The sequence below is a fragment of the Pseudorhodoplanes sp. genome, assembly GCF_035565795.1.
Taxonomy (GTDB): Bacteria; Pseudomonadota; Alphaproteobacteria; order Rhizobiales; family Xanthobacteraceae; genus Pseudorhodoplanes.
On sequence record NZ_DATMRV010000062.1, the window covers coordinates 1 to 12560 of the forward strand.

At 63.8% G+C, this 12560-nt stretch carries 14 protein-coding genes; 3 read left to right on the forward strand and 11 right to left on the reverse strand.

The annotated features are described in order from the left end of the window. Window positions 1-250: hypothetical protein (locus VNZ93_RS06615; RefSeq protein WP_325701838.1), on the reverse strand; the 250-nt coding region annotated here is incomplete at its 3' end. 86 nt (window positions 251-336) lie between these two features. Between VNZ93_RS06615 and VNZ93_RS06620 the strand changes: the two genes are divergently transcribed. Further along, on the forward strand, window positions 337-1527 hold the full coding sequence (locus VNZ93_RS06620; protein ID WP_325701841.1) for an OmpA family protein: 1191 nt from the start codon (window positions 337-339) through the stop codon (window positions 1525-1527). 98 nt (window positions 1528-1625) lie between these two features. On the opposite strand, the gene VNZ93_RS06625 is transcribed toward VNZ93_RS06620, so the two are convergent. Together VNZ93_RS06625 and VNZ93_RS06630 are read right to left on the reverse strand one after the other, a co-directional pair. After that, window positions 1626-2867, reverse strand: coding sequence for an argininosuccinate synthase (locus tag VNZ93_RS06625; RefSeq protein WP_325701844.1), 1242 nt, complete (start codon window positions 2865-2867; stop codon window positions 1626-1628). Between the two features lie 159 nt (window positions 2868-3026). Next, the gene (locus VNZ93_RS06630; protein WP_325701847.1) at window positions 3027-3257 is read right to left on the reverse strand and encodes a DUF3551 domain-containing protein; all 231 of its coding nucleotides are present in this window, start codon (window positions 3255-3257) and stop codon (window positions 3027-3029) included. 96 nt (window positions 3258-3353) lie between these two features. Between VNZ93_RS06630 and VNZ93_RS06635 the strand changes: the two genes are divergently transcribed. Then, on the forward strand, window positions 3354-3968 hold the full coding sequence (locus tag VNZ93_RS06635; protein ID WP_325701850.1) for a 2-hydroxychromene-2-carboxylate isomerase: 615 nt from the start codon (window positions 3354-3356) through the stop codon (window positions 3966-3968). A 166-nt stretch (window positions 3969-4134) separates the two neighbouring features. Here the strand turns inward: VNZ93_RS06635 and VNZ93_RS06640 are convergent, their stop codons facing one another. Then, complete coding sequence (locus tag VNZ93_RS06640; RefSeq protein ID WP_325701852.1) at window positions 4135-4974, reverse strand: YiiX/YebB-like N1pC/P60 family cysteine hydrolase; 840 nt, start codon at window positions 4972-4974, stop codon at window positions 4135-4137. A 179-nt stretch (window positions 4975-5153) separates the two neighbouring features. Between VNZ93_RS06640 and VNZ93_RS06645 the strand changes: the two genes are divergently transcribed. Continuing rightward, the gene (locus VNZ93_RS06645) at window positions 5154-6605 is read left to right on the forward strand and encodes an NAD(P)/FAD-dependent oxidoreductase (RefSeq protein WP_325701855.1); all 1452 of its coding nucleotides are present in this window, start codon (window positions 5154-5156) and stop codon (window positions 6603-6605) included. Between the two features lie 62 nt (window positions 6606-6667). Here the strand turns inward: VNZ93_RS06645 and VNZ93_RS06650 are convergent, their stop codons facing one another. From VNZ93_RS06650 to rpmI, 7 genes are all read right to left on the reverse strand, one after another. Next, window positions 6668-7105: a BA14K family protein gene (locus VNZ93_RS06650; protein ID WP_325701858.1), complete on the reverse strand. Its 438-nt coding sequence runs from the start codon at window positions 7103-7105 to the stop codon at window positions 6668-6670. A 123-nt stretch (window positions 7106-7228) separates the two neighbouring features. After that, on the reverse strand, window positions 7229-9646 hold the full coding sequence (gene pheT, locus VNZ93_RS06655) for a phenylalanine--tRNA ligase subunit beta (RefSeq protein ID WP_325701861.1): 2418 nt from the start codon (window positions 9644-9646) through the stop codon (window positions 7229-7231). Window positions 9647-9666: 20 nt separating this feature from the next. Continuing rightward, window positions 9667-10131: a hypothetical protein gene (locus VNZ93_RS06660; protein WP_325701864.1), complete on the reverse strand. Its 465-nt coding sequence runs from the start codon at window positions 10129-10131 to the stop codon at window positions 9667-9669. Window positions 10132-10133: 2 nt separating this feature from the next. After that, complete coding sequence (gene pheS / locus VNZ93_RS06665; protein WP_325701867.1) at window positions 10134-11216, reverse strand: phenylalanine--tRNA ligase subunit alpha; 1083 nt, start codon at window positions 11214-11216, stop codon at window positions 10134-10136. Between the two features lie 6 nt (window positions 11217-11222). Further along, window positions 11223-11723, reverse strand: coding sequence for a DinB family protein (locus tag VNZ93_RS06670; RefSeq protein ID WP_325701870.1), 501 nt, complete (start codon window positions 11721-11723; stop codon window positions 11223-11225). Between the two features lie 33 nt (window positions 11724-11756). After that, a complete protein-coding gene (gene rplT / locus VNZ93_RS06675; protein ID WP_325701872.1) occupies window positions 11757-12116 on the reverse strand; it encodes a 50S ribosomal protein L20 in 360 nt (119 codons plus the stop codon). Window positions 12117-12177: 61 nt separating this feature from the next. Then, complete coding sequence (gene rpmI / locus VNZ93_RS06680) at window positions 12178-12378, reverse strand: 50S ribosomal protein L35 (RefSeq protein WP_325701874.1); 201 nt, start codon at window positions 12376-12378, stop codon at window positions 12178-12180. Window positions 12379-12560: the final 182 nt, after the last annotated feature.

Sequence of the window (12560 nt, forward strand, 5' to 3'; positions counted from 1 at the left end):
GCTGGCCTCCTGCAGCTCGCACAGGCGCCAGCCCCTGCTGATCCGAAGAAGCCCGCCGCAAAGCCTGCGCCGAAGGCCGCGCCGCCCGCAGCGCCGGCTGCGAGACCGGCACCGCCGCCGCCCGCAGCGGCCCGGCCCGCACCCCCGCCTGCTGCAGCACGCCCCGTTCCGCCTCCGCCCGCCGCCGCAAGGCCCGCTCCGCCGCCGCCTGCGGCAGCACGCCCTGCTCCGCCTCCGCCCGCGGCAGCAAGGCCCGCTCCGCCGCCTCCGCCGGCCGCCAGGACCGCTCCGCCCCCGCCACCGGCAGCAGCGCGTCCGGCAGCGCCTGCCGGGCAGATGCCTCCGCCTCCCGCCGGGCGCGCGGCTCCGGCCGCTCAGACGCCTCCGGCTGCGCAGGCGCCGCAACAGCGTCAGCCTTCGGTCTCCCCGGCCACCAGCCAGCCGGTGCCACCCGCGACGCCCGCGGCTCCGCCGGCCGCAGCGCGACCCGCTGCGCCGCCCTCGGCGGCGCCCGCACTGGCTCCAGCCGGCCGCCCGGTGCCCCCTGCCGCGGATCAGCGTCGCGATGGTCCGCCAAGGCAGGATGCGCGTCAGGACTTCCGGCAGGATCGCCGTGACACGCGCCGGCTGGACGATCTGCGGCAGGAACGCCGCGAGGTCCGCGAAGGCAATCGCACCCTCATTCGCGAAGGCGATCGCACCATCGTCCGCGAAGGCAACACGACCATTATCCGTCGCGATGAGGGATCGCGTTTCCGTCGCTTCGGCGGGGATGTTCGTGAGCAGCGTGTTGGCAACGAGATCCGCACGGTTGCGATCGGCCCCGGTGGGCGGCAGGTCGTCACTGTGACGGATCCGAACGGTCGCCTGTTGCGGCGTTCGCGTCTGGTCAACGGGCGCGAGGTCGTGATCATCGACAACCGTCCGCGTGGCGGACGGGCATCGACGGCTTTCTTCGTGGCCTTGCCGGCCCTTGCGATCGCGTCGCTTGCCATTCCGCGCGAGCGCTACATCGTCGAAGCGGAAAGCGCTCCGCCGGAATACATCTATGGTGCGCTGATGGCGCCGCCGGTCGAACCGTTGCCGCGGGCCTATACGCTGGACGAAATCCGGTACAGCGCGGATGTGCGCAATCGCATGCCGCGTATCGACCTCGACAGCATCACCTTCGATTCCGGATCGTGGGAAGTCACGCCCGATCAGTACAATCGGCTTGCGCCGATTGCCGAAGGCATCAAGCGCGCGATTGCACAAAATCCGAACGAAGTCTTCCTGATCGAAGGGCACACCGACGCGACCGGCACCGACGAGGACAATCTGTCATTGTCGGACCGGCGTGCGGAATCGGTCGCTGTCATCCTGACGGATCAGTTCCAGATTCCGCCGGAGAACCTGACGACACAGGGTTACGGCGAACAGCAACTGAAGGTGCAGACGGATGGTCCCGAGCGCGCCAACCGGCGCGTCACCGTTCGCCGCATTACGCCGCTGCTGCAGCAACAGGCGGGCTCACCGCCGCCGCAGTAAGGCCTGTCGCCGAAATGCAAATGGCCGGGCAAACGCCCGGCCATTTTTGTTTGTCGGTCACTTTCGAGGAATTGGCGGATCGAGCCCGGCGATAACGCCTATAGTCCGCGCTTTTTCTTGCGCTGCCCCAAGGTGCGCAGACGCAATGCGTTCAGCCGGATGAAGCCTTCAGCGTCGCGATGATCGTAAGCGACCGCGCCTTCCTCGAACGTCACCAGCTCCTGGTCGTAGAGCGAGTACGGCGACTCGCGTCCGATCACCCAGGCATTGCCCTTGTAGAGCTTCAGCGTCACGCGGCCGGTCACATGCTCCTGCGACTTGTCGATCGCCGCCTGCAGCATCTCGCGCTCCGGCGTGAACCAGAAGCCGTTGTAGATCAGTTCGGCATATTTCGGCATCAGCTCATCCTTGAGATGGCCGGCGCCGCGATCGAGCGTGATGCTTTCGATGGCGCGATGCGCGACGAGCAGGATGGTGCCGCCCGGCGTCTCGTACATGCCGCGCGACTTCATGCCGACGAAACGGTTCTCGACGAGGTCGAGCCGGCCGATGCCGTTCAGCTTGCCGAGATCGTTGAGATGCTTGAGCAAGGTCGCCGGCGACATCTTCTTGCCGTCGACAGCCACCGGATCGCCCTTCTCGAAATCAATGGTGATGACGGTCGCCTTGTCCGGCGCCTTTTCCGGATCGTCGGTGCGCGAGAACACATAGTCCGGCACTTCGACATTCGGATCTTCCAGCACCTTGCCTTCCGACGACGAGTGCAGAAGGTTGGCGTCGACCGAGAACGGCGCTTCGCCGCGCTTGTCCTTGGCGATCGGAATCTGGTTCAGCTCCGCGAATTCGATCAGCTTGGTGCGCGAGGTCAGATCCCATTCGCGCCACGGCGCGATCACCGTGATGTCGGGCTTCAGCGCGTAATAGCTGAGCTCGAAGCGAACCTGATCGTTGCCCTTGCCGGTGGCGCCATGACACACCGCGTCGGCGCCGACCTTTTCGGCGATTTCGATCTGCTTCTTGGCGATCAGCGGCCGCGCGATCGAGGTCCCGAGCAGATACTGGCCCTCATAGACCGTGTTGGCGCGGAACATCGGGAAGACGTAGTCGCGGACGAATTCCTCGCGCAGGTCCTCGATGAAGATGTTCTCGGGTTTGATGCCGAGCAGCACCGCCTTGGCGCGCGCCGGTTCCAGCTCCTCGCCCTGGCCGAGGTCGGCGGTGAAGGTCACCACCTCGCAGCCATAGGTGGTCTGCAGCCATTTCAGGATGATCGATGTGTCGAGCCCGCCCGAATAGGCGAGAACAACTTTTTTCACGTCTTTCTTGGGCTTTTCGGCCATGAATCCAGTTCCGTCTCGGTCTGTGCGCGACCGGACGGAAAACCGGTACCCAATTTCCTGGTCGCGCCTGAAGGCGGCCGGACTATAGGCAGAACCGCACGCGGCGCAACTCGCCCGGTCAGCAGCCGGTTCGAGCCTTGGCCCTGCCGCGAGGGCCGCCTAACGGGGCCGGCGCTGGCGCGGCGGAGGCGCTTGGTAGAAGGGATTGGGCTCACAGCGGCCGCCGATGCCGGAAATCGTCGCGAGGCATTGCTGGAAGCTCACAAAGCCGCAATTGCGCGTCGTCCAGTCATAGCGCGCGCACCAGGGGTATTCGCGGGCCTCGCCCGGCGACGTACCGGCCATCAGCACAAGCATCGCGACGGCCCCTGGAATGGCAAGTTTCAGCATGAATCCTCCCGGCATGTCGGATCGGTGACACCTCCAATATAACGTGGACGCGGGCCAATTGGTTCGCAAGCGCCACCGGCCGGGCGAGACTGAACCATGAGCATTCCTGTCGTCGATTTCTGGTTCGACTTTGGATCGACCTATTCGTACCCGGCGGCGATCCGCGCGCCGGCCTGCGCTGCAAAGATTGGGGTATCCATTCGCTACCGCCCGTTCCTGCTCGGCCCGATCTTCAAGGCGCAGGGCTGGGACACCTCGCCCTTCAACATCTACGAGGCGAAGGGCCGCTACATGTGGCGCGACCTCGAGCGCGTCTGCGCAGAGCTCTCGATTCCGTTTCGCCGGCCGGAGCCCTTTCCGCAGGATTCGCTCCTTGCCGCGCGCGTCGCGATCGCCGGGCGGAACGAAAGCTGGCATGACGATTATTGCCGCGCCGTCTTCCGCGCGCAGTTCGGCGAAGGGCTGCGGATCGATGATACCACGGTGATCGCCGGCATTCTCCATCGCGCTGGCGCCCCCGCGAGCTGGCTCGAACAGGCCGGTTCCGATGACGTGAAACGCGTGCTGCGAACGGAAACCGAGCAGGCCCGCCAGCTCGGGATCTTTGGCGCGCCGAGTTTCATTACACCAGACGGGGAGCTGTTCTGGGGCAATGACCGGCTGGACACCGCGCTCGCCTGGGCGAAAGGGACCGCAGCCGCGACCGCATGACTTCCCGAACGCCCTGGAACCGTTCAGTCGGCGAGGAACTGCCGAGCATGTGCCGGGGTTAGCGGAGTGCTGGGGCGGAGCTTCAACGTCCCATCTTCACTCCGTTTCCAGCGGCCCCGGCCTTCAAAAGCCGGGGTCTTTTATTCCGCGTCTTGTTCGATGCTGCTTACGCGGTCGCGAGAGACTTGCCGGCTGCGGGCACGAGCGGACCGCTTTCAACGACTTCTGTGGTTTCGATTTCGACCATCACCTGGACCTCGATCTGAAGGTCCGCCCATTGCACCTTCTTGTAATCGAAGCCGTTGACCAGCGTCGGCTTCACCACTTCGAAATACGGCGAGATATCGAAGTCGCGCGGTGCATATAGTGACGAGTGCCGGATCTCCAGGATCTCCTCGCGCGCCGACTCGCTCTCGACGCGGCTGATCTTCGGCAGGATCGGATAGCGCACTGAATCGAAAGCCTGTGCGATCAATGCCGAGCAGATGATCCGCGTCGGATGCCCGGAGCCCATGCTCATCATCTTGCGCCGCCACTTCTGCGGCAGCGGAAGCGGCATCAGGAAGCGCATCAGGTCGATGATGTTCTTCACATCGTAGTCAAAGCCGATCCGCTCCTTCGCATAGGCGCAGACTTTCGCACGATCCTCGGGCGTCAGGCCGGCCGGTCGGCAGATGCGGGTGTGATAGCGCGCATATTTCGACAGCGGCGCACCGACCACGCCCTCGCCGAGATTGGCCTCGACAAGAACGAGCGGCTCGCCGTCCTCCGTCTGGCGATCGCCGATGCGACCGACATAGAGCGCGGCATGTGACCATGTGGATTGCGTGAGGTACTTGATGATGCCGGAAACGTGATTGTTGCCCTCGACGAGGACAACGTCGCCGGGCTGCAATGTCGCCTGCAGGGCGCCAAAGTCGCTCGGCGTGAAGGGCTCGTAGCCCTGCACCGGCTTTTCCAGATACCGGGCAAGAAACCGCCCGATTCGGTCGAGCACGAAGCTCATGGCCGTCCTCCCGTATGCGGCGTTCTTCCGCATATGCGGTTGTTTTCCTGCATTTTCGTCGAAAGCCGTTGCAAAGCGGTTCATCGGGTTCACACCGGGGTGACCCTTCCGCACATCAGAGGTTTGCAAATCCTCGGATTTTCCGGGTAGTGAGGCGGAGTGCAAAGTCTCCGGTAACCATGGACGCAATCTCCCGCCGTTCGTTTCTCGCAATTGCAGCCGGAGCCGCCACGCTCCCGGCGTGGGGACGCATGGCGATTGCGGCCGAGACCGACGTCGCGATTGTCGGCGCCGGCGCCGCCGGCATTGCCGCAGCGCGAAAGATCACCGCCGCCGGACGCCGCGTGGTGATCCTGGAAGCCGACGAGCGTATTGGCGGCCGGTGCGTCACCGACACGACGATCTTCGGAACTCCCTTCGATATCGGCGCACACTGGCTGCATGCGCCGGACCTGCATGCGCTCGTGAAACTCGCACCGCGCACCGGGCTTGATATCTATCCGGCGCCGCCGGGGCAGAAAGTCCGCATCGGCCGCCGCAACGCACGCGAAGGCGAACTCGAGCAATTCTTTGCGACGCTGGTGCGCGCACGTCGCGCGATCGAAGACGCGGCGCGCGGCAAGACGGATGTCTCGCTCGCCCAGGCCATGCCGAAGGATCTCGGCGAATGGCAGCAATCGATCGAATTTTATCTCGGCGCATTCGGTTGCGGGAAAGACTTCGCAGACCTGTCGGCTGCCGATTTCCAGCGTTCGAACGAACGTGATGTCGACGCCTATTGCCGGCAAGGCTTCGGCGCGCTGCTTGCAAAGCTTGGCGAAGGATTGCCGGTCCAATTGTCTACACCGGTGACGCGCATCGTTCCGCAGGCGCGCGGCGGCATCACGATCGAAACCGCCAAAGGTGCGCTGCAGGCGCGCACGGTCATCGTGACTGTGTCGACCAACGTGCTCGCAGACGGGAAGATGATCCCCGATCTTCCGAAGCGCCAGCTCGAAGCACTCTCGCGGCTGCGGCTCGGTCATTACGAACGGATCGCGCTGGAGATTCCCGACAATCCGTTCGGGCTTGCGCGCGACGATCTCGTGTTCGAGAAGGCCGATGGAAAGCAGACAGCCGCGTTGCTCGGCAATGTCGGCGGCTCCTCGCTGGCCTATGTCGATGTCGGCGGCTCATTCGCCCGTGACCTTGCGGCGAAGGGCCCGCGGGAGATGACGGCGTTTGCGATGGAGTGGCTCGACAAGCTGTTCGGCGCGGATGTCCGCAAGGCCGTGAAGCGAACACACGCGACGCAATGGGCATTCGCGCCCTATGTGCAGGGTGCGTTCTCAGCCGCATCGGTTGGAGGCCAGCCGTCGCGCCGCATCCTGATGACCGAGCCGCTGCGCGACCGCATCTTCTATGCGGGCGAAGCCGCGCACGAGACCTTGTGGGGTACGGTGGGCGGCGCATGGGAATCCGGCGAGCGCGCGGCCGATCAGGTGCTGAAAATCGTCTCGCCGCCCACCGGCACAGTCCCGGGCCCGGGTCCAAAGACGCAACAGAAGCAGCCGGCGAAGAAGCAACAGCCACAGCGGCAACCACAACGCCAGCAATTCCCCGGCGGCGTGCCGCGGATCTTCAACGACTGATCCGAACGCGAAAAGGCCCCGCCGATGGCGGGGCCTTTCGTATTCTCCGCTACGGGATCGGATTACTGGCAGGGATGGTACTGCCCGTCATAGCCAAGATAGAGGCCGGTCGCGGGATTGAACGAGCGATACTTGGACGAGCAATAGGCGATCCAGTCGGCGCCCGGTCCATAAGCGGGAGGCGGCGCATAAGCCACCGGCGGCGGCGGTGCGGAAGCCGCACCGGCAATCGCAGCGCCAAGCGCAAGTCCACCGATTACGCCGGCAGCGACCGCGGCACCGTTGCCACCGCGTCCGTAATAGCGCGGGCCGCCATAATACCGCGGACCGCCGTACGGGCGACGCCACTGTACCTCCTGCACCATCCGCGTATCAGGTGCGCCAATCGACGACAGCCCGGTCGCCGCCGGCGCCGCAGACGCTGCGGTCGGAGCCAGGATCGCGGCGCAGGCGAGCGCCGAGAGCCCAATCGAGGCTGTCAGAAACTTTGATGCAGGCATTGCTGTCCATCTCCAAATAACAAGGCAGGTAAAATCAGAAACGATTGCAGCAGGAGATTGTTCAGCCGCGATGCAGCGACAACGCGCCGCATCCGACCTTTACTTTCGTCCATGTTGTGCGCGTTATGAGCGAAGAACGCCGTTTGTGCGCTTTCCGACTTCCGCCACAATCTTGCCCGCGAGCGCGTCGATCTCGGCGTCGGTCATGGTCTTCTCGCGCGGCTGGATTGTAACCGCGAGTGCAATCGACTTCTTGCCCGGCTCGATCCCCTTGCCTTCGTAGACGTCGAACACCGTCACGGCAGTGATCAACTTCTTGTCGGCATTCTGCGCGGCGCGCACGAGATCGGCAGCCTTCACCGCCTTGTCGACGATGAATGCGAAGTCGCGCGATACCGGCTGGAAAGCAGACAGTTCAAGCGCAGGCTTCGCGCGCGTCGCCTTTGCCTTCGGCTCGGGAATGCGGTCGAGGATCACCTCGAAGCCCACGATCGGGCCGTCCGCCTTCAATGCTTCGAGCGCGCGCGGATGCAGTTCGCCGAAATGACCGAGCACGTTCTGCGGACCGATCTGGATCGTGCCGGAGCGTCCGGGGTGCAACCAGGCGGGACCGCCGGGGACAATCTGCAGCGCCTGCATCGGCGCACCGGCGGCCGCAAGCGCAGCCAGAGCATCGGCCTTCGCCTCGAACGCATCCGGCGCCTTGTTGCCATTGGCCCAGTGGCGCCCCGTCCCGTCCGCGCGCGACAGTCCGTGCCGCAGCCCCGCGGCGGCGGTGAACTGATCGTCCGGCCGATCGCCCTTGAAGATCTGTCCGACCTCGAACAGTCCGGCATCCGGGATGCCGCGGTCGGCATTGCGCTGGATCGCGGCGACAAGACCGGGAAGCAGGCTCGGACGCATATCGGACAGGTCCGACGCGATCGGGTTGGCGAGCGCCAGCTCCGGCTGCCCGCCACCGAACAGCTGCGCGTCAGACTTTGAGATGAACGACCATGTCACCGCCTCGGCAAGGTTGCGCGCCGCGAGCGCGCGCTTGGCCTTGCGGGTCCGGTTCTGGATCGGCGTCAGCACGGCCTTGCGCTGATCGTCACTGCGTTCGAACGGCGTCAGCGGCACACGATCGACACCGACGATACGCACGACCTCTTCGACGATATCCGCCTTGCCTTCGACGTCGGCCCGCCATGACGGCACGGCGACCTTCACCACCGGTCCGTTGCCGGCAATGAAGAAGCCGAGATTTCCGAGAATGCGCTTGATCTCGGTCAGCGACACGTCGAGCCCGGCGAGGCGCTTGACCTCGGACAGCGGGAAATCGATCGGCCGGTCTTCGGGCGGCGTGAATCCGACGACGATCGATTCTGACGGCTCGCCGCCGCACAGATCGAGCACCATCTGCGTCGCCAGATCGAGGCCCGGCACCATGAAATTCGGATCGATGCCGCGCTCGAAGCGATAGCGCGCATCCGAGTTGATGCCGAGCTTGCGGCCGGTCTGCGCGATGTTGATCGGCTCCCAGAGCGCCGACTCGATCAGGACGTCCGTCGTATTCTCGTCGCAGCCCGAGAGCTCGCCGCCCATGATGCCGGCGAGCGATTCCACGCCCTTGTCGTCGGCGATCACACAGATCGAATCGTCGAGCTTGTAAGTCTTGCCGTCGAGAGCGAGCAGTTCCTCGCCCGCCTTCGCACGGCGCACGACGAGATTGCCGTGCACCTTTTTCGCGTCGAACACATGCAGCGGACGGCCGCGGTCGTAGGTCATGAAATTCGTGATGTCGACCAGCGCATTGATCGGACGCAGCCCGATCGCGGTCAGCCGCTTCTGCAGCCATTCCGGCGACGGTCCGTTCTTGACGCCGCGCACGAGGCGCAATGCGAAACCGGGACAGAGCGAGGGCGTGTCGCCGAAATCGAGCGTGACATTGACCGGACACGGGAACGTACCCTTCACCGGCTTCGGCGTGCGTTCGAGATATTTGCCGATGCCCGTCGCACCGAGATCGCGCGCGATGCCGGACACGGCCGTGCAGTCGGCGCGGTTCGGTGTCAGGTTGATCTCGATGATCGGATCGTTGAGGCCGAGCACCTCCGCAAACGGCACGCCGACCGGTGCATCCGCCGGCATCTCGATGATGCCCGAATGATCGTCGTTGAACTCGATCTCGGCGCCCGAGATCAGCATACCCTGGCTTTCGACGTCGCGGATCTTGCCGACCTTGAGCGTGATGTCCTTCGACGGAATGTAGGTGCCGGGCAAGCCGAGCACCGCCTTCATGCCGCCCCGCGCGTTCGGCGCGCCACAGACGATCTGTAGCGGCTTGCCTTCGCCGGTATTGACCATGCAGACGCGCAGGCGATCCGCATTCGGATGCTGCACGGCGGAGATAACCTCCACCACCTTGAACGGAGCGTATTTTTCCGCCGGGTTTTCGATCTTCTCGACCTCGAGACCGATCATGGTCAGCTTGTCCGCGATCTCGGCAAGCGGCGCGTCGGTGTCGAGATGTTCCTTGAGCCAGGACAGTGTGAATTTCATCGTGCGCTCTCAGATCCGGGCTAGGGGAATATCAGCATGATGGGGAAGCTGATGAAAACGAGGATCGTGAAATAGATCGTGGCCTGATTGCAGAGCCTGTAGAGCTCGTGCTTGATGATCAGCTCACGCTCGACATTCGGGCCTGTGAGTTCTCTAGCCGTCCGCACTGCGAGACAGCGCAGGCAGCCGATGGCGATCATGAGATAGACGATGATCTCGGAGACGATCACGATCTCCTCGAACCGATGCTGCGCGAGCAGCGGCGCAACGATGCCGAGCCCCGCGATCATCATCGAGACATGAGTCAACAGCCCGGACGCCTTGGCATCCAGCGTCTGGAACGCGGCGAAGGTCGCCTCGGTGCGCCCGGCATTCCAGTTCGCCAGCATCTCGGCGTAGGAAACGATCGTCGCCTCATCCAGCCGGTTGGTAAGCGCGGCAATGAGACCGGCGATTCCTTCTTTGGGCGCTCCGGGAACGGCCATCGTCAGTTGCTCAGGCCTCCCGCCAGCGTCGGGAAGTCGAGCGGACGGAAGCCATAATGCGACAGCCAGCGCTGATCCGCTTCGAAGAACGGACGCAAATCGGGCATGCCGTATTTCAGCATGGCGATGCGGTCGATCCCCATGCCCCAGGCAAAGCCCTGATACTCGTCGGGATCGAGCCCGCAATTGCGCAGCACGTTCGGATGCACCATCCCGCAGCCGAGAATCTCGAGCCAGTCCTCGCCTTCGCCGAAGCGGATTTCACCCTTGTCGCGCTTGCATTGAATGTCGACTTCGAGCGACGGCTCGGTGAACGGAAAGAATGACGGCCGGAACCGCATCTTCACGTTATCGACCTCGAAGAATGCCTTGCAGAATTCGGCGAGAATCCATTTCAGATGGCCGAGATGCGAGCCCTTGTCGATGACGAGGCCCTCGACTTGATGGAACATCGGTGTGTGGGTCTGGTCGGAGTCCGAACGATAGGTGCGGCCCGGACAGATGACGCGGATCGGCGGCTTTTTCGCCAGCATCGTGCGCACCTGCACCGGCGACGTATGCGTGCGCAACAGCAGCCGCGAGCCGTCCGGCTTCGGGTTGAAATAGAACGTGTCGTGCATTTCCCGCGCCGGATGGCCTTCGGGAAAGTTCAGCTTGGTGAAGTTGTAATCGTCGGTCTCGATGTCCGGACCTTCCGCGACGGCGAAACCCATGTCGGCGAAGATCGCGGTCAGTTCATCGATCACCTGGGAAATCGGATGAATGCGTCCGGTTTCCGCCGGGCTTTCGCGCACCGGCAGCGTCACGTCGACGCTTTCGGTATTGAGACGCGCGTCGAGTGCTGCGTTCTTCAGGGCGTCGCGACGTGTCGTGAGCGCGGCGTTCACCGCATCCTTCAGGCCGTTGATCGCGGGCCCTTTAACCTTGCGCTCGTCCGGCGTCATCGCGCCGAGTGTCTTCAGCAGCGCGGACACCGAGCCGCTCTTGCCGAGCGCGGCAACCCGGACGGCTTCCAGCGCGGCCTCGTCGGAGGCTGCAGCAACCGATGCGAGGATTTCCTGTTCAAGCGCGTTGATATCGGTCACGAACAATCACTCCGGCATCGCAAACAGATCGGTGTCGTGGGGCTTGCCGCCCGCCTGCGTCAGCATCGCATGAACCTGGCCGCGATGGTGGGTCTGATGATTAAAGAAATGCACCAGAAGCTGCCATATCGGCTTCGAAACCTCGCGCTGAACGGCGCCGGAAAACCACGTCAGGTCATTCGCAAGCCATTGCGGGTCGAGAGTATTGGACCACGCAATCAGCCTTTCGTCGCTTGCCGCACGCTCCTCGCTCAGCCGGCCCCAGTCGGGATACAGCGACACCGATTCGCGTATGCCGCCTTCAGGCTTGGTCCAGCCGGCGAACCGGCTCATCCATACACGGTCGGCCCACAGCAGGTGGCTCAGGGTCGCGTGAATCGATCCGAAGAACGCGCCGCGGTCCAATCGCCTGTCGCTGTCCGACAGACGACCGGCAACGCCGAAGAGATTTCGATTTTGCCAGCGATTGTACAATGCCATTCGCTGGACATAGGCGGCATCGATCATCGGTCGCTCCGAAGAGCGCGGAAGCGGCGCTCGTTACGCGGCCAGCGCAGCCTTCGCCTTGCCGACGATGACCTCGAATGCCGCCGGCTCGCGGATGGCGAGGTCGGACAGCACCTTGCGGTCAATCTCCAGACCCGACTTGTTCAGGCCGTCGATAAACTGGCTGTAGTTCAGACCGAACGGACGAACGGCAGCGTTCAGACGCTGGATCCAGAGCGCGCGGAAGGTGCGCTTGCGACGCTTGCGGTCACGGAAGGCGTATTGATTGGCCTTCTCGACCGCCTGCTTGGCGATGCGAATGGTGTTCTTGCGACGGCCGTAAAAACCCTTGGCAGCCTTCAGAACTTTCTTGTGCTTGGCATGGGCGGTAACGCCACGTTTGACGCGGGCCATGGCTGATCTCCTTTAACGAACACTGATCTGCAGAAACAGGAAAGACAGGTGCGCGCGGCGATCAGCCGTTCGGCATCCAGTATTTCTTGATGTTGTCGCCGTCCGATTTGAACAGGACGCGCGTTCCGCGAAGATTGCGGATCTGCTTGGTGGTTCGCTTGATCATGCCGTGGCGCTTGCCGGCCTGGGCGGATACGACCTGGCCCGAACCGGTGATCTTGAAGCGCTTTTTGGCGCCCGACTTGGTCTTCAATTTGGGCATTTGGCTCTCCTGATACGGTGATGACGTCGGGCAAAAGCCGTCCGTCCACCGAAATGGCTCGAAAACCGAGCGTTTGCTGATTGAGCAAGTGTCGCTGCCACGGCAGCCCTATACAGCCGGGCGGCGAGCGCGCGGGTTATGGCAGAGGGGCCCGATTTAGGCAAGTCCGGCGACGATTCCGG